This is a genomic window from Nocardia sp. NPDC059154 (assembly GCF_042755705.1).
Lineage (GTDB): Bacteria > Actinomycetota > Actinomycetes > Mycobacteriales > Mycobacteriaceae > Nocardia.
The window spans coordinates 144,141-164,708 of sequence record NZ_JBHZCS010000008.1; the positions used below are offsets into that span (position 1 = coordinate 144,141).

Consider the following 20,568-nt stretch of genomic DNA (forward strand, 5'->3'; position numbering starts at 1 on the left):
CCCGCGAGTTTTCCCCCGGGGGGGAGAAACCACCCCCCAAACTCCCTTCCGGGGGGGGGGGGGGGGTTTCCCCCCCACCACCTTTCACCACTGACGCGTGGTCCAGGATTCCCATTCCTGGAAGGTCTCCTGATGGAGCTGGAGGACCCGGCCGGACTTGCTGTCGATCTCCTGGTGCAGCATCGCCCGGTGCTGGTTGATCCGGACCTGCTCGTCCGGCGTCGCCATGAACTCGGCGTGGTCGAGTTCCCGCACCTCGGCGGCCAGCTCCTCGGCCTCGGCGAGCAGCGCCTTCGCTTCGGCATTGCGGGCGTCCGACCGCTGGAGCATGGCCGTGTACTCGGCAAGCATGGAGTCGGCCTTGCCGATGTATTCGATTGTCATTCCCTTGCTTTCTTGATTACGGCACGCGCCGGACGGCACCCTTGTCGGCGGAGGTGGCGAGCGCGGCGTAGGCACGCAGCGCGGTCGTCACCGGGCGCTCGCGGTTCACGGGCTGCCAAGGCCGTTCGGACGCTTCCATTTTCACGCGGCGGTCTGCGAGAACGTCTTCGGGGACCAGCAATTCGAGCGCGCGGGTGTGCACGTCGATGCGGATGCGGTCACCGTTCTCGATGAGGCCGATGGACCCGCCGCTGGCCGCCTCCGGGGAGATGTGGCCGATGGACAGGCCCGAGGTGCCGCCGGAGAAGCGGCCGTCGGTGATGAGCGCGCAGACCTTGCCCAGGCCGACGCCCTTCAGGAACGAGGTGGGGTGCAGCATCTCCTGCATGCCCGGGCCGCCGGAGGGGCCCTCGTAGCGGACCACGACCACGTCGCCCGGCTTGATCTCCTTGCCCAGGATCTTCGAGACCGCCTCCTCCTGGGATTCGACCACCACGGCCGGGCCCTCGAAGGTGAACAGGTCCTCGTCGATACCGGCGGTCTTCAGGATCGCGCCGTCCGGGGCGATATTGCCGCGCAGCACGCACAGCCCGCCCTCGACGGTGTAGGCGTGCTCCTGGTCGCGGATGCAGCCGCCCTCGGCGTCGGTGTCGAGCGAGGACCAGCGGTTCTCGGTGGAGAACGGCACGGTGGTGCGCACCCCGCCGGGCGCGGCGTGGAACAGCTCGACGGCTTCGTCGGAAGCCTTGCCGGAGCGGATGTCCCAGGTGTCGAGCCACTCGTCGAAGGACGCGGTGTGCACCGTGGTCACGTCGGTCTCGAGCAGGTTGGCGCGGCGCAGCTCGCCGAGGATGGCCGGGATGCCACCGGCGCGGTGCACGTCCTCCATGTGGTAGTCGGAGTTCGGCGACACCTTGGACAGGCAGGGCACGCGACGCGAGATCTCGTCGATGGTCTGCAGATCGAACTCGATCTCACCCTCCTGCGCGGCGGCGAGGGTGTGCAGCACGGTGTTGGTGGAACCGCCCATGGCCACATCGAGCGCCATGGCATTGCGGAAGGCCTTGGCATTGGCCACGTTCCGCGGCAGCACCGAGGCGTCGTCGTCGCGGTACCAGCGGGTGGCGATATCGACGATGACCCGCCCGGCCTTCTCGAACAGCGCCCGGCGCGCGGCGTGGGTGGCCAGCGTGGAGCCGTTGCCCGGCAGCGCCAGGCCCAGCGCCTCGGTGAGGCAGTTCATGGAGTTGGCGGTGAACATGCCCGAGCAGGAGCCGCAGGTCGGGCAGGCGGAGCGTTCGACCTCGGTGAGCCCGTCCTCGGTGACGTTCGGCGAGGCGCTGGCGGAGATGGCGGTGATCAGGTCGGTCGGGGCCTGGGCCACGCCGCCGACGACCACGGCCTTACCGGCCTCCATCGGGCCGCCGGAGACGAACACGGCAGGGATGTTGAGCCGCATGGCGGCGTTCAGCATGCCGGGAGTGATCTTGTCGCAGTTGGAGATACACACGAGCGCGTCCGCGGTGTGCGCGTTGGCCATGTATTCCACGGAGTCCGCGATGATCTCGCGCGAGGGCAGCGAGTACAGCATGCCGCCGTGACCCATGGCGATGCCGTCATCCACGGCAATGGTGTGGAACTCGCGCGGCACGCCGCCGGCCGCCCGGACCGCCTCGGCCACGATCTCGCCGACGTCCTTCAGGTGCACGTGGCCGGGGACGAACTGGGTGTAGGAGTTCGCGATGGCGACGATCGGCTTCCCGAAGTCGGAGTCGGTGAGACCGGTCGCGCGCCAGAGGGCGCGTGCGCCCGCGGCATTGCGGCCGGCGGTGGTGGTGCGTGAGCGAAGCGGTGGCATTGGTCAGGTCCTCGGGTCGTGTCGCAGTGGGCTGTTGAGCGACTGTCCAGAAATACGTCTCGCGACGTTCTCCGGCGGGCCTCAACGTTACTCCCGCGCCATGACCTCGATCACCGCCGGTAAGAACTCTGCACCCCCGAAACGCTTACGACTTGCCGGAATCGGCCTCGCGCTCGGTGGATTCGGCCGTCGGCTCGGTGGTTTCGGCCTCGCGCTCCGTGGTTTCGGACACAGCGTCGGTGGATTCGGACACGGCCTCGGTGGATTCGGCCGCAGTGTCGCCGGCTTCGTCCTCATCCTCCTCGGGCTCCACGAACGGATCCGGGATGCGCCCGCCCGAGGCGGCGACGAGATCCGCGAGCCGGTTGTACCCCACCGCGGGCAGCGTCACATCGGAGTCGTCGGCCAGATGCAGCTGCAGGTACCCCCGCTTGGGGATGCGCAGCCCGCGCACGTCGGCCCAGTCGATGTGCCGCCCGCCGAACAGGGTGCGCGTGTCGACGCCATTGTCCGAGACGGTCGTTCGAGTCCGCTCGATCCACACCACCACGGCGGCCGGGATGGCGAACAGGATCCACAGCACCTGCGGCCACCCGAAGAACGCGAACGCCACGCAGAACAGCAGGATGAACACCCCGAGGTGAGCGAGCCGGGGGACACGGATCACGCGACCCGCGTCGGATTCGGACTCGGGCGTGTGGGACGATCGAGCAGGTGGCACGGACTGATGCTGTGAGGACACACCCACATCCTTGCATCACGGTGAACGGACCCGATCAACCGCACTGTCTCACATAATGAGACCCAATAGGTCAGCTGTTTGACTGGACGACCCACGCGCGCATACCGTCGAGCGCGTGAATCGAACCGAGTTGCTCGTAATCGGCCGGCGCGTCCAGCGCTGAGCCGACGACTGTAGGTCATTTACGTCAGCTCGCAGCTGCGACGCGCCACCCTCGAACAGCCACTGGCTGTCGGGGGCTTTTTTGTGTTCAGGCAAGTCCCATGGACTCGAACGACAAGCAGTAAGGAACCAAGACGGTGAGCGCACCTACCGCCCGGCCCGGGCCCTCGGCCCGCAGGCCCGCGCCTTCGGCCACTCAGCCGACCGCGGCTCCGGCCGCAACCCCGAACCGCCGCCAGGTCCCGCCCGAGCGGGTCACCGGCGCGCAGTCGGTCGTCCGTTCCCTCGAGGAGCTCGGCGTCGACACGGTATTCGGCATTCCGGGCGGTGCGATTCTTCCCGTCTACGACCCGCTGTTCGATTCCACCAAGGTCCGCCACGTGCTGGTCCGCCACGAGCAGGGCGCGGGTCACGCCGCGACCGGCTATGCGCAGGCGACCGGCAAGGTGGGTGTGTGCATGGCCACGTCCGGTCCGGGCGCGACCAACCTGGTCACCCCGATCGCTGACGCGCAGATGGACTCGGTGCCGCTGGTGGCCATCACCGGTCAGGTCGGCCGCTCGCTGATCGGCACCGACGCCTTCCAGGAAGCCGACATCTCCGGCATCACCATGGCGTGCACCAAGCACAACTTCCTGGTCACCGACCCGATCGACATCCCGCGGATGATCGCCGAGGCGTTCCACCTGGCCTCCACCGGCCGCCCGGGCGCGGTGCTGGTCGACATCCCGAAGGATGTGCTGCAGGCGCAGACCACCTTCTCCTGGCCGCCGGAGATGAAGCTGCCCGGCTACCGTCCGGTCACCAAGCCGCACGGCAAGCAGGTGCGCGAGGCCGCCCGGATGATCATGGATGCCAAGGCTCCGGTGCTGTACGTCGGCGGCGGTGTCATCAAGGCCGACGCCAGCGAGGAACTGCTGGAACTGGCCGAGCTGACCGGCATTCCGGTGGTCACCACCCTGATGGCGCGCGGTGCGTTCCCCGACACCCACACCCTGAACATGGGCATGCCGGGCATGCACGGCACCGTGGGAGCCGTTGCGGCACTGCAGCGTTCGGACCTGCTGATCACCCTGGGCGCGCGTTTCGACGACCGCGTCACCGGCCAGCTGGACTCGTTCGCGCCGAACGCCAAGGTGATCCACGCCGACATCGACCCGGCCGAGATCGGCAAGAACCGCCACGCGGACGTGCCGATCGTGGGCGATTGCCGCGAGGTCATCGCCGAGCTGATCGAGACCCTCAAGGCCGATCCGGCCGCCGCGGGCAAGGCTCCGCTGCTGGATCTGACCGAGTGGTGGCACTACCTGAGCGGTGTCCGCGAGAGCTACCCGCTGGGCTGGAAGACCCCGTCCGACGGTTCGCTGTCGCCGGAGTTCGTGATCGAGAAGCTGGGCCAGATGGCCGGTCCCGACGCCATCTACTGTGCCGGCGTCGGCCAGCACCAGATGTGGGCCGCGCAGTTCATCAAGTACGAGAAGCCGCGCACCTGGCTGAACTCCGGTGGTCTGGGCACCATGGGCTACGCCGTGCCGGCCGCCATGGGCGCCAAGATGGGCATGCCGGACCGCGAGGTCTGGGCCATCGACGGTGACGGCTGCTTCCAGATGACCAATCAGGAGCTGGCCACCTGTGCCGTCGAGGGCGTGCCGATCAAGGTCGCGCTGATCAACAACGGCAACCTGGGCATGGTCCGGCAGTGGCAGACCCTGTTCTACGAGAAGCGCTACTCCAACACCGACCTGGGCACCCACACCCTGCGCATCCCCGACTTCGTGAAGCTGGCGGAAGCGCTGGGCTGCCACGGCATTCGCGTGGAGAAGGAAGAGGACGTGGAGGCCGCGATCCGGGAGGCGCAGTCGATCAACGACCGGCCCGTGGTGATCGACTTCATCGTCGGCAAGGACGCGCAGGTGTGGCCGATGGTCGCCGCCGGCACCTCCAACGACGAGATCATGGCCGCGCGCGGCATCCGCCCGCTGTTCGACGACGACGAGTCGGCGTCCGAGCCCGCCGTGATCCACGAGGCGATGTCACACGAGAAGGCTTCGCTGGCCGCTCACGAGCGTGCCTCCCAGAAGGGGACCGAGGAATGACGACCACCCACACCCTGTCCGTGCTGGTGGAGGACAAGCCGGGCGTGCTGGCCCGCGTGGCCAGCCTGTTCTCCCGGCGTGGCTTCAATATCCAGTCGCTCGCGGTGGGCGGCACCGAGATCCCGGAGATCTCGCGCATGACCATCGTCGTCACGGTCGAGGATCTGCCGCTGGAGCAGGTCACCAAGCAGCTGAACAAGCTGGTCAACGTCATCAAGATCGTCGAGCAGGACACGGACAGCTCCGTGGCCCGCGAACTGATCCTGGTGAAGGTGCGCGCCGACGCCAGCGTGCGCACCCAGGTGATCGAGGCCGTGAACCTGTTCCGCGCGAAGGTGATCGACGTGTCGCCCGACGCGCTGACCATCGAGGCCACCGGCACCCGCTCCAAGCTCGACGCGCTGCTGCGCATGATGGAGCCCTACGGGATCCGTGAGATCGTGCAGTCCGGAGTCGTCGCGGTGGGTCGTGGACCCAAGTCGATCACCGCGACTCGCTAGTAACCGGCCGCCGCGGCGGCCATCCGCCCGCCATCCCGGCATGCTTTCGGCCGGGATCCACCACGCTTAATCACAGAATCCAAGAAGGAGCACCCAAAGTGGCAGTCGAGATGTTCTACGACGACGATGCCGATCTGTCGATCATCCAGGGCAAGAAGGTCGCGGTCATCGGCTACGGCAGCCAGGGCCACGCCCACTCGCTGAGCCTGCGCGACTCCGGCGTCGACGTGCGCATCGGCCTCAAGGAGGGCTCGAAGTCCCGTGCCAAGGCCGAAGAGGCCGGCCTGACCGTCGGTACCCCGGCCGAGGTCGCCGAGTGGGCCGACGTGATCATGGTCCTCGCGCCCGACACCGCGCAGGCCTCGATCTTCACCAACGACATCGAGCCGCACCTGAAGGACGGCGACGCGCTGTTCTTCGGCCACGGCCTCAACATCCACTTCGGTCTGATCAAGGCTCCGGCCAACGTCACCGTCGGCATGGTCGCCCCGAAGGGCCCGGGCCACCTGGTGCGTCGTCAGTTCGTCGACGGCAAGGGCGTTCCGGCCCTGATCGCCATCGACCAGGACCCGACCGGCACCGGCCAGGCGCTGGCGCTGTCCTACGCCAAGGGCATCGGCGGCACCCGCGCCGGCGTCATCAAGACCACCTTCAAGGAAGAGACCGAGACCGACCTCTTCGGTGAGCAGGCCGTGCTCTGCGGTGGCACCGAGGAACTGGTCAAGACCGGTTTCGAGGTCATGGTCGAGGCCGGCTACGCGCCGGAGATGGCCTACTTCGAGGTCCTGCACGAGCTCAAGCTGATCGTCGACCTGATGTACGAGGGCGGCATCGCCCGCATGAACTACTCGGTCTCCGACACCGCCGAGTTCGGTGGCTACCTGTCGGGCCCGCGCGTCATCGACGCCGGCACCAAGGAGCGCATGAAGGCGATCCTGACCGACATCCAGGACGGCACCTTCGTCAAGCGCCTGGTCGCCAACGTCGAGGGCGGCAACAAGGAGCTCGAGGGTCTGCGCAAGGCCAACGCCGAGCACCCGATCGAGGTCACCGGCGCCAAGCTCCGCGGCCTGATGAGCTGGGTCGACCGCCCGATCACCGAAACCGCCTAAGGGTTTCGCGACTGCGACCCGCCGGACCCAGTGTCCGGCGGGTCGTTTCATGTCACCAGGTCGTTGGCGTACTGCGGACTACGATGGCGATGTCCATGTCCGCGATATTCATTGGCTTGATCTGAGAGGTGCCGGTGACCGTATCGCCCGCAGATGAGAGCCGCTATCTGACGGCCGAGGAGTTTCTCGCCGCCGAACCGGATGCGTTCGGCGAGACCGCCGGTGATATCGAGATCGTGGACGGTCGGCTGGTCAGACTGATGTCCCAGAGCGGCGCGCGCAGCCGAGTGGTGCGTCGACTGGCATCGATGATCGAAGCCGCGCGCCACCCGTCAGGACCGTGCCTCGTGGTGGATTCCGATGTCGCGGTTCGACTTCCGGACTCCGAAGATCAGCGTGCCGACCGTCGGCTGAATGTCCGATACCCCGGCATCATGGTTCGTGACTGCGAGCCATACGACGTCAACACCGTGCGAGACCACATTCAGCTCGTGATCGAAGTGGCCTCGAAGGAAACCGTCGATACGGATATCGGTATCAAACGGGTCCTCTACGCACGCGCGAGAATTCCTGTCTACCTCATCGTGCATTTCGACAAGAGCTGGGAGATCATCGACCGCATCGAGGAATACCGTCTGGACTGGTCCGGTCTGAGGTACGAACCGCATCACGTCCATCGAACCGGCTTGGTTCTCGACTCCCCGGTCACACTCGCCGTCACGTTCGAGAGCCTGCAAGCGCCGTAACAGCCGAGGTTCCGGGATCTCAGCCGCGGAGGCCCGCCAGGATTTCTCCTGGCGGGCCTTCGCTGTTCGCGCGTGAGGGGGGATCGCGTGAGGTGTGGTCGTTTCTCGGGTTTACCAGCTGCCGAAGCTGTCCGGCAGCGCATTGCGCCACCACCAGCCATCGTTGTCGTGACGCCAGTCCCGGTTCCAGCCGTCGCGGTCGTGGTCCCAGTCATCACGGTCGTGGCGGTGGCGCCAATCGTCGCGATCCCACCAGCCGTCCTGGTGGTGGGGCCACGCCACATCGCTGGGCGCGTTGTCCAGCGGAACGTCCGCCGAGGCCGGAATTGTCACTGCTGCAAGGGGAACCAAGGCGATCGCACCGGCGACAGCCACGCGGGCTGCGATCCGGTGTAGAGATGTCGACTTCATGGTCAGCAACTGTGCCCGAATCGTGCCTGTTTGTGAATCCGAATCCCTGTGAATTCAGGGCCGAATGGTCCTCATGTATGACACGAGACCCTGAGCGACCCCCGAAACCCAGTGCACGGCAACGGCCCCGCAGGAATTCTCCCGCAAGGCCGTTCGCAACTGCGACTCGATTCGATTCTGTGGGTGTCGAACCGAGTGCTGCAGACTCAGTAGTGCGTGCCGCCGTCGATCCGAATCTCGGTGCCGGTGATGAACGCACCGTCATCCGACGCCAGCATGGCGACCACGCCCGCCACGGTATCCGGCGACGCGAAGCCCTGCCCGATTCCCGGCGCAAGCTTCATGAACAGGCTCAGATCGGCATCCGCCGGCAGCCCCGGGCCACGCCCGGAGGTCATATCACTCGAAATCGACCCCGGCGCAACGGCAACCACGCGCAGCCCCTGCTTGGAGTACTCCGCGGCGAGCGCGTGCGTCATGGACATGATGCCGCCCTTGGACGCGGCATACGCGGACATGTACGGGTGCGCGAAGAACGCGGACGTCGACGTGAAGTTGACGATCACGCCCTTGTCCGAGGCGAGCAGCTGCGGCAGCGCCTCGCGAATCATCAGGAACGTACCGGTCAGGTTGATGGCAATGATCTTGTTGAAATCAGCCAGCGGCATCTCGTGCGTATGCGCCGACCGCAGAATCCCCGCCGCATTGATCAGCGCATCGATCCCACCGAGCGCCTCGACCGCAGCAGCAACACCGGCCTTCACCGACCCCTCATCAGCGATATCCACCACCAGCGTGGTGAGCCGATCCCCATTCCCGTTCTCCGCAGCCTGCTTGGCAGTCTCCGCCAGCCCGGCTTCATTCACGTCCGCCCCGACAACCTGCCCACCCTCGGCCAGGATCCGATGCACAGTAGCCCGCCCAATCCCCGACCCCGCCCCGGTGATCACTACTCGACGGCCGTCAAAACGCTCCATTGCGGTTCTCCTTACGTAGGTTCTCAGCCTCTCCTGTCACGCTACGCCTACATGGCACGTCATGCCATCATGGCATCCCGTCAACTAGGATTGTCCCAACGAGCCCGCCCAAAGGAGGTGAAAATGTCCGCCCAACCCGCCCCACCGCGCCCCACCCTCGCCGAACGCCGCAAACAAGAAACCCGCATGGACATAGCCCGAACCGCCGCCCGCCTCTTCGCGGCTCACGGCACCTCCGAGGTCACGGCAGATCAAATAGCCGCCGAATCCGGCGTAGCCCTCCGCACCTTCTACCGCTACTCGCGCACGAAGGAAGAAGCAGTCGAACCCATGCTCGCAGCGGGAGCCCAACGCTGGTTGGAGATCGTCGCCTCCGGCCCGCGGCGACTACCCACCTTGGTGGAGCTCGAAGCAGCAGCCCGATCCTCCCTCACATTCGAAGGCGCTCCCGAAGACCTCGAAATCACGCGCGGACTAATCCACGCGATGGACGACGACCCAGCCCTCCGCACCGTCTGGCATCGCATCAACCTCGAAGCCGAACGCGAATTACTCCGTGTGCTGGCCGATCTGGCAGACGGCAGCGCAGATCCCTTGCACCTCCGCCTTCTTGCCGCAGCCGCCGCGGGCGCGATCCGAATCGCCATCGAGCAGTGGGTATCCGATAATGGACCAACCAGTGGCGACGGTTCCCCCGCCGCCCTCGCCGTCCGTGCCCTCCATGTACTGGCCACCGGAATCGGTCACTAACGATTCGATGGCGTGTAGTGCCCGGGCGGCGCCAAACTTGGCGCGATACAACCAAAGCTGAACGGATAGCCTCCGAGTCCGGCGTAGCCCTCCGCGCCTTCTACCGCTACACCCGCACCAAGGAAGAGTCCGCAGAGCCCATGCTCGCCGCAGGCGCCCAACGCTGGCTGGCCGAGATCGCGGCGGGCCCTCGCCGTCTCCCAAATCCCGCTGAATTCGAAGCCGCCGCCATCCGCTCCCTCTCCCAGGGCGACAGCCCCGAATACCTCGAAATCACCCGAGGCATTCTTCAGGCATGGACTCCGATCCAGCCCTCGGCGCCATCTGGCACCGCATCAACATGGAAGCGAAACGCGACCTCTTCGCGGTCCTCACCGAACATGTCGAACCAGACGCGGACCCGGTCGAGGTGCGTCTGAGGGCAGCCGCCGCAGCCAGCGCGATCCGGATAGCGTTGGAGCTCTGGGCGAGTCGTGACGACGGCGAGGATCCGGCCGACTTCGTTATCCGATGCATGCGGGAACTTCGCGTCGGAGGTTAGCGACGCACGATGACGCGTGTATGGTTTGCTCGGATAGGGGCAAACCGTCCCAGTTCGATCGGGGGCCATGATGGACGATGCTGTCGCTGGGTTCTCGAGATCTGTGCAGCCCCTGTCGTTCGTGGACGTCTGCGCCGGTGCCGGCGGTCTCGCGCATGGTCTGGAGCAGGCTGGATTCGTGCCGGCCTTGCTGCTGGACAAGCTCGAAATCGCCTGTGAGACATTGCGGCTCAATCGGCCGGAGTGGAGCGTGCTGCAGGCGGATCTATTGGATTTCGACCCCGCCGAGTACCCGTTCACCTACGACGTGGATCTCGTGTCGGCGGGCCTGCCTCGGGTCAAAGCGACCGCGGCGGTCAATCGAGCTCGCGGCAGCGAGATCGAATTGGAGTTACTCGAGGCCGCGGTCATGCTCGCGCACGGAATTCAGCCCAGAGCACTCCTCATCGAGAACGTCCCGGATCTCGTGACCAAGCCCTCGTATGAGTCTATTCGGAATTTCATCGAAGCAGAACTTGAGCACTTGGGCTATCGGATGTGTTGGTTCGTTCTCGATGCAGCCGAATTCGGTGTCCCGCAGGAACGCAAGGAAGGATTCCTGGTCGCGTTCAAGGGGAACGGGATCAGTAGTTTCGAAGTACCGGCACCGATCACGGGCGACCGACCTGTGACAGTTGGTGAGGCGTTGCTCGAAACTATGGCTTCCAAGGGCTGGAACGGAGCGGCCGAGTGGGCGCATCAGGCCGACCGTGTCGCTCCGACACTGGTCGGCGGGTCCATGGACCGGGGCGGCGCCGACCTCGGACCCTCGGGAACCAAGCGGGCATGGGAGCGTATGGGTGTGTACGGCGGCAGTCTCGCGGATGAACTGCCGACCGCTGGTTTCCGGTGGGACCCGAATCGTGGGCGTGAGGGCTTGCTCCGTCTGACGGTCGACCAGACGGCGATTCTTCAGGGTTTTCCGTCAGGCTGGAAGTTCGCGGGGCAGAAGACGATGCGGTATCGACAGATCGGTCACGCGACGCCGCCGCCGGTGGCCCGTGTGGTCGGTACCGCGGTTCGCAGTGCCCTCACCAGTGCGTGAACTGCATTCTTGCCCGGAATCTTCGATCGATAGGATTCGGAACCATGCCAGCCGAACAGTCACCGACCGCGCGTGCACGGATCCGTATGGTCGACCTCTTTGCCGGCCCAGGAGGCTTGGATGTCGCGGCTCGATGGCTCGGGATCGATGTCCACGGGGTCGAGTGGGACAGCGATGCATGTGCGACTCGGGGATTGGCGGACCTTGAGACCAAGCAGGGTGATGTCTACGACTACGGTCCGGATGACTTTCGTGACGATGACGCAAGCGAACAGCCCGATCTGACCATTCTTGCCGGCGGTCCTCCCTGCCAGACGTATACCGTGGCGGGGAACGGGGCCGGTCGTGGCGAATTGGATCGTGTTCTAGGCATGGTCGATCGCATGATCAACCGGGAGACGATGGAGGCGGCCCACGCGGAGCTGCACGAGAAGACCGGAGATGAGCGGACCGGACTCGTACTGGAGCCGCTGCGCTGGGCGATCGAAGCCTTCGATGCCGAAAAGCCGTACGACGTAATCGTATTGGAGCAGGTCCCAGCAGTACTACCGGTCTGGAAAGCAATCGGTGAGGCATTAACGAAGATTGGTTACCAATATGCTTGCGAGATTCTCCACACGGAGGAATTCGGTGTCCCGCAGACACGCCGTCGCGCCATCCTGATCGCGAGCAGACTGGGCAGTCCGGTAATGCCGGCCGCGACGCACCGGCGCTACCGCAAAGGCACCCGCCAACATGAAGGTTCGGCGGAGCTTCTTCCCTGGGTTTCGATGGGAACTGCGCTCAAACGCGAGAACTTCTCGGTCAGGTCGAACTATGGTACCGGCGGCGATCCGAAGGCCCGTGGCGAGCGCAGCTGGGAGGAACCGTCGGCCACAGTCACCGGAAAGATCTCCCGAAATCGCCTGAAAGACACCAAGACAGGCGCCGAACTCGACCGGTTCACCGCGGGCGAAGCCGGTCAACTGCAGACGTTCCCGCCGGACTATCCATGGTCCGGGCGAAACACTGCGCAACAGATCGGCAATGCTATCCCTCCGCGTCTTGCGACCCATGTGCTCGCGGCGGCGCTGGGGATGACTTTCGATACGGCCGCCCTCGACAAAGCGGTCGAAGGAAAATGGAAAGACACACGCGGAGGCGTGATCTCGCTGTCACCCATCGGCGAGTGACCCGACCGGTCTGCCTATGGCCCCTCGATTCCGAGTACGAGTCCGATCTTGGTTTTGATCTGCTCACGCGGTTGGGACCTGCCGTTGATCCAAGCGGACACCGCTGCCGGGGTTACATCGAGGTTCGCGGCTAGCTCGGGACAGGACATGTTGAGCTGTTCCAGTTGCCCGGTTAGCCACAATCCGAAGTCTCGATCGGCGTCGGCCGGTGGTCGAGATGACGGTTCGGGTAACGGAATTTGTACTGCAACAACCGCGTCCGCGCATGCCATAGCATCTGCCTCCGAGCGGCCGTCTCTTATCTGGATGCCGAACACCGTTTCGTGGGCTACCGCGCGAAGTTCGATGTCGAGGGCTTCGTCGTCCACACTCTCGAACAACACGAATGGCGCGAGCCGCAGGAGTCTTTTCAGGAATTCTCGAAGGACTTCCCGTTCGATCAGCCCGCGCAGATTCAGGTCGTTCCACACTCGCAGAATCGATTTGATCAGGTGGGGGCTGCCGCCCAGCGCAGCCCGTCGGGCGTAGATCTGATCGAACGCCGCTTCGCCCAGAACTTTCAGTGCCCCATAGGGATTGGGGTCGCCGGGGGCATGGACCAGCTGCGCACGCCACCAGAGACGGCCGAATACGTGGCGCGTCAGGTCGGAGCCGCGTACGCGATCGCCGGGCGGGTTGGGAAATCGCCAGTGGGCTATGTCCGGCATCAGGACCAGCGCCAGGAACGCCCAGACGTCACCCGATGCTGCCTCCGCGGGGGCTATCCGCATCTCCCGGTGCAGGGATTCTGCCAACGTCAGGTCGAAGGTGGTTTTCTGGCCGGTCGACAGTTCGCCTGGGAATCCCGAGCCTTCTGCCAATTCCACGACCATCCGGCGAAGGCTGATCAGGGTCTCAGGCTGAGCGCGAGCGCCTCCCGTCGCGACGTAGACCGATGACTCCTCGGTGGGGGACCACCTGGCGGCGAGGGTTTCGAGATTCAGGTGGCGATATTCTTCTGCCAGTTCCCTCGAGCGCGCCCGTAGCAGCCTGGGATACAAGAGACTCATTCGATACCCCCGAAGAGATCGACGCCGGCCTGTACTTCGGTCCACAACCAGCTGGGCGAACGATCGGCCTGCAGGCGCACGTCCTTGATCGAGCGATTCGGAAAGAGCCGCCCAAACAGTGCTTTGATCGTTGCGCCCAGTGAGTCGTCGGGAAATACCGCACCGTCTTCGAAGTCGGGATTTCGGAGGGCATGGTCGATCATGGTTCTGGCGATGTCGGCGTACAGCACCGCGAGCACGACGCGGTCCTGCGGTCGTGGCCGCGCGGCGTTGGTCAGTGCTTGGGCCACCGCCGGCTTGCTCTCGTTGACCAGCAGCAGCAAAGAGCCCATCGAGGCTACCTCGAGCGAATCGAGCTCCAGGTGCCAGGCTGCCTCGACCGGATACGCGGTCTTCCGGAAATCGATTACAGCCATGGGGAATTGGGGTGCGTCGCCCTGCAGTCGCAGCTCGTGACGATCGCTCCAGAGCACCGATCCCGCTCGACGCGCGGCAGTCGGTCTGTCCGTGCCGTCACGGCGTTCGGTGAGGACCAGCGCGGTGTCCAGAACCAGCACACCGCCGAGATCCGCGCCGGGTAGTCGTACTTCCAGCCGTATCGGACCCGAGACCGCCGGCAGTCGGTCCCCCGTGCCTTTCAATTTGGAACCGGTGGACGTCCATACGGCAGCGACTGCCAGTGCGGAATTCGGCGCCAGACCGGATTCACTGCGCGCCCGCTCGAGGTCGAGCGAGATCGTCCGACGCAGCGTCACAGCCGTCTGGTAGTCCCAGTGCGGGTACGACTCCGGCATCGGTAGTTCTTCTCCATCCAGGACCAGACGCCAGCCCTCGGCTCGGACGGCATTCGGGTTCGGAATGCGATATGGCAGAACACGCATCACGCATCACCCGCCGAGACCCGGATCTTGATGTCTGTCATGGTGTCCGGTGCGGGTTTGACGATGGCTTTCCATACGCGGCCGTCTCCGCCGGTGACAGTGAAGGTTTGTGCACGCCTCAGCAGCCCATCCTGATCCTGCCAACCGATCAGATCCGGTTGTGCGGCGCCAGCGGGCGGCTCGGTTTCCCGCCCACCGTCGGCGGTCAACGCCACGGCGAGCTCGGCTGAGATGTGTTGGGGCAGTGGCGAGGGCAGTCGAAACTCCTGCACGACCACAGCCATGCCATCGTATTCGTCGAGATATGGAGTGCCGATGTAGTCGATCCGTGGTCGACGTGGAGCCTTCGGGCCTGATGAACTGTCGCCGGAACCCCCCTCCGAGGGGCGGTTGGCGCCCTTCGAGCCGGGGCCGAGCCGAGGGCCGTTTCCGGCACTCGCATCGGTCGATGCCGCCTCCTCGTCGGGGCCATGGTTCCCGTCGCCGGGTGTTCCGGGAAGACGGGTTTCGCCCGGCTTGCCGTAGTCCGTCGCGCTGCCGGTGCCCCACACACCACCGATCAGTGGTGAGAACCTGTCGCTCGCCGCACCCAGCGAGACTCCGGCGACAGCGGAGACGTCGCCGCGGTTGATGGCGAGGACCGATTCGGCTGCTTCCTTGAGCCGGGTGAAGGTGGTCTTCACGAAGGTTCGGTTGTCGCGGTCCTCCAGCGACTGGTAATTCCAGGCGTCATGTGTGGGCGGCTCGGCGGCGGCATAGATCTTGTCCATGGACGTGTCCGCTCGGAATACCCCCGCATAGGAAATCAACTCGCTGGGTGGCTTCGGGCCCGGCCAGTACGTCACCACTAATTCGGCAGGTCTCATCAGACACACGTGATGGAACTGGCCGTTGATGCCGGCCGCCGCGGCGGCCTCCGAGGGGTAAAAGGGCGGGATCGTGCGTCTTACCAGGCCGAGTCGGCCGAGCAGGCGCTTTGGGCGAAAGGCCTGTATCGGACGAGTGGACGTTCCGATCATCTGTTGGTACGCGGCCACGAACAAGCGCAGCGGATGTCGACCGGACGGATCGGGCACTGGGTACTCGATGCCGTCGCAGGTGACGGTGAACTTCATGGCGGGCCCCGGCCGGCCGGAATTGGTCGCCAGCATCTTGGGCCACAACTGCCACGCGATGGTTTCGGCAAGATACCCGGCCGCTTCGGGCGGCTCCCGATCACCCAGATCCGGATCGACGACGGTGATCGTGGTTCCGGTTTCGGACGGACCGAACGGCTGTAATCCCAAGCGCCGGGCCATGGTATCGGCGGCCTCGCCCGTCAGCGGCTCTATGACGGCGCCCGAACCGTCACCCCACCAGTGTCTTCCGGTATAGCGTCCGATGCCGTCCGCCGTCGCACCCTGGTAGCTACGCCACAGAGCCGCGCCCATCAGACGAGTCTCATAGCTGCCGTTGAACTTACAGCGAGTATGAACGAGGATTACTCCGGGCTTCGATACCAGGTAGAGAATTCCCTTGCCGAATCCGTATGTGCCACCGCCGAGCTCCTTATGCCGCGGCTCCCCAATATTGCGTAGGAACGAAGCGAAATCTTGGTCCGCGATATTGATAATTTTGTCGGCTCTGGTCGGGCCGCCCAGACCTCGTGTGCCGCGGTCCGAGATCGACAGAACCCGAACAATGGGTTTGTTCAGCGACTTTCGAAGCGGCAGTTGGGAATCCGGTGGGGCGGAGTTTAGGAAATGCTGTCGCCAGGCCGCCGTATCCGCGGCGCTGATGGTCCGCAGATCCATCCGGAAGTCGACCGTTGTGTCGCCTGTTCGAGCGTCCCAACTGTTCTGGGCCGATTCGCGCACGAGAATCGTCAGATAGTCCAGTTCGGGCTTGCCGAGCTGATTCCTGATTCCCTCGGCGGCACTGGCGCCTTCGGCCGGATAGGGCTGGGAGAACCACATGGGGCTTGTCACGATTGATCCTCGGTATCCAAGGGGCTGTAGTCCTCGTCCTCGAGGTCGCCGCCGCCGGGAACGCCCGACAGGTCCGCGGAGATGTAGTTGGCTTCCCACGGCACTGTTGAGTCCGTGTCCCGAGGATCGGGGAACATGAATCCGACCCCGATGACGTGTTCGGGTGCGTCGAGGGACCGACGCATCTTTCGGGAGGGCGCGGGGGTGGACACTTTGTCGATCGGATACAACACGAGCAAGCCCACATTGGGTAGTTGCTGGGTACGAGCAATCCGGATCTCCTGTTCCGACCAGGACGAGACGTCGCCGGCCAAATCGATAGCGGCGTCCTTGCGGCTCATCAAAGTCTTGATGTCGGCAAAGTCTGCTTCGCTCGTGATCGCCGAGCGGGTGATCCTACCGACCGAAATCCCATCCGTGAACTCGAAGCTGTCGACCTCCGATTTCGGATTGCCCAGAATCGCAATGTTCCAGCGCCCCAAGGCGCGGCTATTGCGGATTCTTGCCTCGATATAGTGCGACATCATCGTTGCGTTGCACTCCTGCGAACGCTGATGGAATTGATAGTTTCGCAGAAACTCCAGCACGTAATCACTGGAGACGCCGCGAAAGATGAAGCGCCCCTCCGCAGATGAGCCCTCCATCGAGTGCCGGTCCCCGATGGCCGCCGTCACCAGCTTGCGGGCGGCCTGCTGATTTCCCAGCAGCCAGTCGGGATCCTTGTGGAAGTATCGTGTTTGAACGCGCTGGCCACCGTACCCGGCGCGGGCGGTAATGGCATCCTGCATCTTCGCCGCCGCCGTCACGCGGAGCGCCGGATGTGTTCGGAGCCTAACCGCGAACGTGAGCGGTGTCTTGTCCTCGGTCATGTAAACGTCTATGTCGCGCCGCATTTCGGTCTCTACGGTTGCGAGGTGGCGGAACCATTCTTCGAGTTCCTCCGTCATCCATATGCGTGGTAGGTCCTCGTAGCCGCTCCGATAGCCGAACCATCGGCCCATCTGCAGCAACGTATCGTAGACGGTGACTGCGCGCACGAAGTAGCTCACGAGCAAGCCTTCGAGTGTGAGTCCACGCGACAGGGTGTTCCCGCCGACCGCGATCGCTACCACCGGACCGTTTTCGTAGTCCAGACGGTCCGTGCTGCCGGAATTGTCCATGATAACTCGACAGTCTTCGAGAACACCCGGCAACCTCTCGATCAGCTGATCGAATGTCACCGCCACCTCGCCGAAGTCCGATGCGGGGACCCGCGTGGTTTCGGATTCCCAGAGCGCTCGTAGGTCGGCGAGTGCCGTCGGGGTGGACAGGCTGCGGGCCGTCCCCGCCCGGAGCGCTTCCAGCGGCGCTCGGAAGCTGTTGTGGACGGCCGTCCGCACGCTCGTGTGGATCAGCATGGTGGAGTGCTGATTTCCGGTTCCTCGGACCCGCCGTGCGGCGGTCGCCAACCAGAAGTAGTTGACCGCGCGGCGTAGCGAGTCGGTGATCGAGGGCATGAAGCCATCGGCGGCGAGCTTGGTACGTGGTCGCACCAACGGGATGTCCTCGTCCGGGACCGTTCGGGTCATGTCATGGCCGTCGAACACCTCGTTCGGATCCTCGCCGTCCAGCGCGTACCGACCGAACAAGACTTCGGTACCGAAGTGGTCGTGCGGTTTCGGCAGGTTGACGATGAAGTCCTTCGGGTAGAGGTCGTTCTCGTCCGACGGATCGATGAGCAAGTTCGCGAACGGTGATGCCGTATAGCCCACATAAGCTGCCTTCGTCAGCGTATCCAACACTCTGCGGATGAGCGGATTGATCTTCTTCGTGGCGACTGTCGCCTGGTCCGCTTCGTCATCGATGATCAACGCGGGTGTATCCGCCAGGAAGTCCGAGGCGTCCTCCAGCCAGCGTGCCAGCTTTTCCAGCACGATGGCGTTCTTCTTGACGACGCACAGCACATGTGTTTTGTTGGCCGACCCGAAGTAAGCCGCCGGGTTCGCCAGCGGCGTGAAATCGCTTTCGAGGTCGGTGATCTGGGACCAGGATGTCAGGTTGGGCTGTACGAGCTGTTGATTCAGGCGGGCCTGCGTCTGTCGTCGAAGTCCGTTGTGGATCCCAGCGAGCACGATGAACAGCTTGTATCCCCGGTCGGCCGCTTTCGCTATCACCGCAGTGAAATTGGTTGTCTTGCCGGACTGCACGTATCCGACTACCAGCCCGCGAGTTGAAAACCGGGCCTCCAGTGGATGATTCAGCAGCGAAACGATGCGGGTGGACGACTTGTCCAGACGATCGATCGCCGGATCCTTGGACCAGCCCTGCCGTTCCAGGATTCGTTCCAGCGCGGGCCAGAACTTGTCGCTCGGCTGGGGGCCTGTGTACCAGGTGTAACGATTCCCTCGCACGACGGAGTGCGGCTCGTCCATCGCCTTGATCTCGAGGAGGCGGCGCTCGTGACGCTCACGAACCTGCTGAACGATCTCCGGTGCGGTGCCGAGACGGACCAGCCGCTTGATCGCGTCCTCCGGAATGTTGTGGTTCAGAAGCATCTCGAATGTTTCGTACGCGTCGTCTACAACGTCGTCCATCTTCCCCTCCTATGGCCCGAACTCAACGTCTCGCAGCTGGCGGTGCGCACACCCCCCCCTGGCTCCTCGACCACGGTAAGCGTGACCACCGACAATCGTGGTGGATCATCGAAACGTTGCAACGGGTTCCGTGAACAAGCTCGGCACCCGACCGGTGTGATTAAGATCGGATCGCATGGCCGACGCGATGGGTGAGTGCTTGTTCTACAACGCTGAATCGCCATCGAAGGTCGAGATGATCGACTTGTTCGCCGGCCCGGGCGGTCTGGATGTGGCGGCGACGTGGTTGGGGATCCAGGCTGTCGGCATCGAGCACGACAGGGACGCATGCCTGACACGGCTCGGAGCGAAGCTCGGTACCAGGCAGGCTGATGTCTGCGCACTGGAGCTTCTGGACGCTTTCCCTAACGCGAGGATCCTTGCCGGTGGGCCACCGTGTCAGACCTATTCGGTCGCCGGTTCGGGCGCCGGTCGCAAGGCGCTGGATCAAGTTGTTCATTTCATGTTGAGGATGGCCAATGGCGAGGACGTCGAGGCGGAGCTCGAGTCGCTGGCCGATATCCGAACCGGTCTCGTATTGCAACCGCTGCGTTGGACGCTGGCCGCGATCAAAAAAGGGCGACCATTCGAGACGATTGTATTGGAGCAAGTTCCGACGGTTCTTCCAGTGTGGGCAGCTCTCGCTGCCGTATTACGGAAGCGTCGTTATGACGTTCGGGTGGGGATCGTGCGTACGGAGGAATTCGGCGTTCCGCAGACTCGCCGCCGCGCGATCTTGATCGCGTGTCGAGATCGGCCCGCATATTTTCCGCAGCCAACGCATCGTCGGTACAGAAAAGGAATTAGCCGTGAACAGGGTGAATCCGGTTTACTGCCTTGGGTGGCGATGAGTGAGGCGCTGCCGAATCGTCCGTACGAATTCCACGTTGTTTCCAATTATGGGACCGGGGGCGACGCCACGGCCCGTGGTGAGCGGGAATCGAATGAGCCTGCGGCTACCGTTACCGGGAAGGTTCGACGTAATAGAATCATGTCGGAGGGTACGGAGAAGGCACGGCTCGATCCCGCGGAAGCTGGTCGTCTGCAGACCTTTCCGATCGATTACCCATGGTCGGGTAGGGGCCGGTATCAGCAAGTCGGCAACGCGGTGCCGCCGCGAGTAGGAGCACACATCCTCGCTGCCGCACTGTACGGGGAGCGGCCCGAGGAGGCATCACTCGATGACGCTGTCTGGGGATCCTGGGCGGCTACCCTTTCCGGTGAGCACGAGTTGAAACGCGAATCACTGCGGCAAGACAGCGAGGCCGAGGGATTATTCGACCGACATTTCGTGTCATGTGAGGTCTGACGAGATGGAGTTAGAGCTGAACATTATGACGAAATGTGCCAAATTGTGGCGAATGGGATGAATCTGGCGAATCGGCCTTAGAATGTCTATCGGATGTATCGAACAACCCTTGGGGCTGATGTCCGAAGGGTACCGGACTGTGCCCTGCGAAACATTTTCTGGAGTGGGAGGCGGCCCGCTGGGATGGATGAGTGATCGGGTGACTCTGCATTCGA

General features: G+C 64.3%; 18 protein-coding genes. 9 read left to right on the forward strand and 9 right to left on the reverse strand.

The window, feature by feature from the left end; translation table 11 throughout:
* Positions 1–84: 84 nt before the first annotated feature.
* The 3 genes from ACFXN1_RS10100 to ACFXN1_RS10110 all read right to left on the reverse strand — a co-directional run bounded on the left by ACFXN1_RS10100 (position 85) and on the right by ACFXN1_RS10110 (position 2,909).
* Complete coding sequence (locus ACFXN1_RS10100; protein WP_379402832.1) at positions 85–384, reverse strand: hypothetical protein; 300 nt, start codon at positions 382–384, stop codon at positions 85–87.
* 16 nt (positions 385–400) lie between these two features.
* A complete protein-coding gene (gene ilvD, locus ACFXN1_RS10105; protein WP_379442154.1) occupies positions 401–2,242 on the reverse strand; it encodes a dihydroxy-acid dehydratase in 1,842 nt (613 codons plus the stop codon).
* A 145-nt stretch (positions 2,243–2,387) separates the two neighbouring features.
* Positions 2,388–2,909 (reverse strand): PH domain-containing protein, encoded by a 522-nt coding sequence (locus ACFXN1_RS10110; protein WP_379442155.1) that lies wholly within the window; start codon positions 2,907–2,909, stop codon positions 2,388–2,390.
* A gap of 374 nt (positions 2,910–3,283) precedes the next feature.
* Here ACFXN1_RS10110 and ACFXN1_RS10115 point away from each other — a divergent pair, with 374 nt between their 5' ends.
* The 4 genes from ACFXN1_RS10115 (at position 3,284) to ACFXN1_RS10130 (ending at position 7,600) form a co-directional block, all read left to right on the forward strand.
* Positions 3,284–5,242: an acetolactate synthase large subunit gene (locus tag ACFXN1_RS10115; RefSeq protein ID WP_379442156.1), complete on the forward strand. Its 1,959-nt coding sequence runs from the start codon at positions 3,284–3,286 to the stop codon at positions 5,240–5,242.
* Positions 5,239–5,742, forward strand: a complete 504-nt coding sequence (gene ilvN / locus ACFXN1_RS10120) for an acetolactate synthase small subunit (protein WP_040860049.1) — start codon at positions 5,239–5,241, stop codon at positions 5,740–5,742. The genes ACFXN1_RS10115 and ilvN overlap by 4 nt, the downstream gene beginning before the upstream one ends.
* Before the next feature lie 110 nt (positions 5,743–5,852).
* A complete protein-coding gene (ilvC, locus tag ACFXN1_RS10125; protein ID WP_379402835.1) occupies positions 5,853–6,854 on the forward strand; it encodes a ketol-acid reductoisomerase in 1,002 nt (333 codons plus the stop codon).
* Positions 6,855–6,988: 134 nt separating this feature from the next.
* The gene (locus ACFXN1_RS10130) at positions 6,989–7,600 is read left to right on the forward strand and encodes a Uma2 family endonuclease (protein WP_379442158.1); all 612 of its coding nucleotides are present in this window, start codon (positions 6,989–6,991) and stop codon (positions 7,598–7,600) included.
* Between the two features lie 111 nt (positions 7,601–7,711).
* Here the strand turns inward: ACFXN1_RS10130 and ACFXN1_RS10135 are convergent, their stop codons facing one another.
* Complete coding sequence (locus tag ACFXN1_RS10135; protein WP_379402827.1) at positions 7,712–8,011, reverse strand: hypothetical protein; 300 nt, start codon at positions 8,009–8,011, stop codon at positions 7,712–7,714.
* A 206-nt stretch (positions 8,012–8,217) separates the two neighbouring features.
* Positions 8,218–8,988, reverse strand: coding sequence for an SDR family NAD(P)-dependent oxidoreductase (locus ACFXN1_RS10140; protein WP_379402826.1), 771 nt, complete (start codon positions 8,986–8,988; stop codon positions 8,218–8,220).
* Between the two features lie 123 nt (positions 8,989–9,111).
* Between ACFXN1_RS10140 and ACFXN1_RS10145 the strand changes: the two genes are divergently transcribed.
* From ACFXN1_RS10145 to ACFXN1_RS10160, 4 genes are all read left to right on the forward strand, one after another.
* Positions 9,112–9,738, forward strand: coding sequence for a TetR/AcrR family transcriptional regulator (locus ACFXN1_RS10145; RefSeq protein WP_379442159.1), 627 nt, complete (start codon positions 9,112–9,114; stop codon positions 9,736–9,738).
* Between the two features lie 295 nt (positions 9,739–10,033).
* Positions 10,034–10,279 (forward strand): hypothetical protein, encoded by a 246-nt coding sequence (locus tag ACFXN1_RS10150; RefSeq protein WP_379442160.1) that lies wholly within the window; start codon positions 10,034–10,036, stop codon positions 10,277–10,279.
* A gap of 67 nt (positions 10,280–10,346) precedes the next feature.
* The gene (locus ACFXN1_RS10155; protein ID WP_379442162.1) at positions 10,347–11,363 is read left to right on the forward strand and encodes a DNA cytosine methyltransferase; all 1,017 of its coding nucleotides are present in this window, start codon (positions 10,347–10,349) and stop codon (positions 11,361–11,363) included.
* Between the two features lie 44 nt (positions 11,364–11,407).
* Entirely contained in the window at positions 11,408–12,535 is a 1,128-nt protein-coding gene (locus tag ACFXN1_RS10160; protein WP_379442163.1) for a DNA cytosine methyltransferase, read from the forward strand.
* 14 nt (positions 12,536–12,549) lie between these two features.
* Here ACFXN1_RS10160 and ACFXN1_RS10165 read toward each other — a convergent pair whose 3' ends face one another.
* The 4 genes from ACFXN1_RS10165 to ACFXN1_RS10180 all read right to left on the reverse strand — a co-directional run bounded on the left by ACFXN1_RS10165 (position 12,550) and on the right by ACFXN1_RS10180 (position 19,005).
* Positions 12,550–13,407, reverse strand: a complete 858-nt coding sequence (locus tag ACFXN1_RS10165; RefSeq protein ID WP_379442165.1) for a DUF6339 family protein — start codon at positions 13,405–13,407, stop codon at positions 12,550–12,552.
* A gap of 173 nt (positions 13,408–13,580) precedes the next feature.
* Positions 13,581–14,141, reverse strand: coding sequence for a hypothetical protein (locus ACFXN1_RS10170; RefSeq protein ID WP_379442166.1), 561 nt, complete (start codon positions 14,139–14,141; stop codon positions 13,581–13,583).
* 323 nt (positions 14,142–14,464) lie between these two features.
* Positions 14,465–16,432 (reverse strand): hypothetical protein, encoded by a 1,968-nt coding sequence (locus ACFXN1_RS10175; protein ID WP_379442167.1) that lies wholly within the window; start codon positions 16,430–16,432, stop codon positions 14,465–14,467.
* Complete coding sequence (locus ACFXN1_RS10180; RefSeq protein ID WP_379442169.1) at positions 16,429–19,005, reverse strand: Z1 domain-containing protein; 2,577 nt, start codon at positions 19,003–19,005, stop codon at positions 16,429–16,431. Before ACFXN1_RS10180 ends, ACFXN1_RS10175 begins: the two co-directional genes overlap by 4 nt.
* A 175-nt stretch (positions 19,006–19,180) precedes the next feature.
* Between ACFXN1_RS10180 and ACFXN1_RS10185 the strand changes: the two genes are divergently transcribed.
* The gene (locus ACFXN1_RS10185) at positions 19,181–20,353 is read left to right on the forward strand and encodes a DNA cytosine methyltransferase (protein ID WP_379442170.1); all 1,173 of its coding nucleotides are present in this window, start codon (positions 19,181–19,183) and stop codon (positions 20,351–20,353) included.
* The last annotated feature ends 215 nt before the right edge of the window (positions 20,354–20,568 follow it).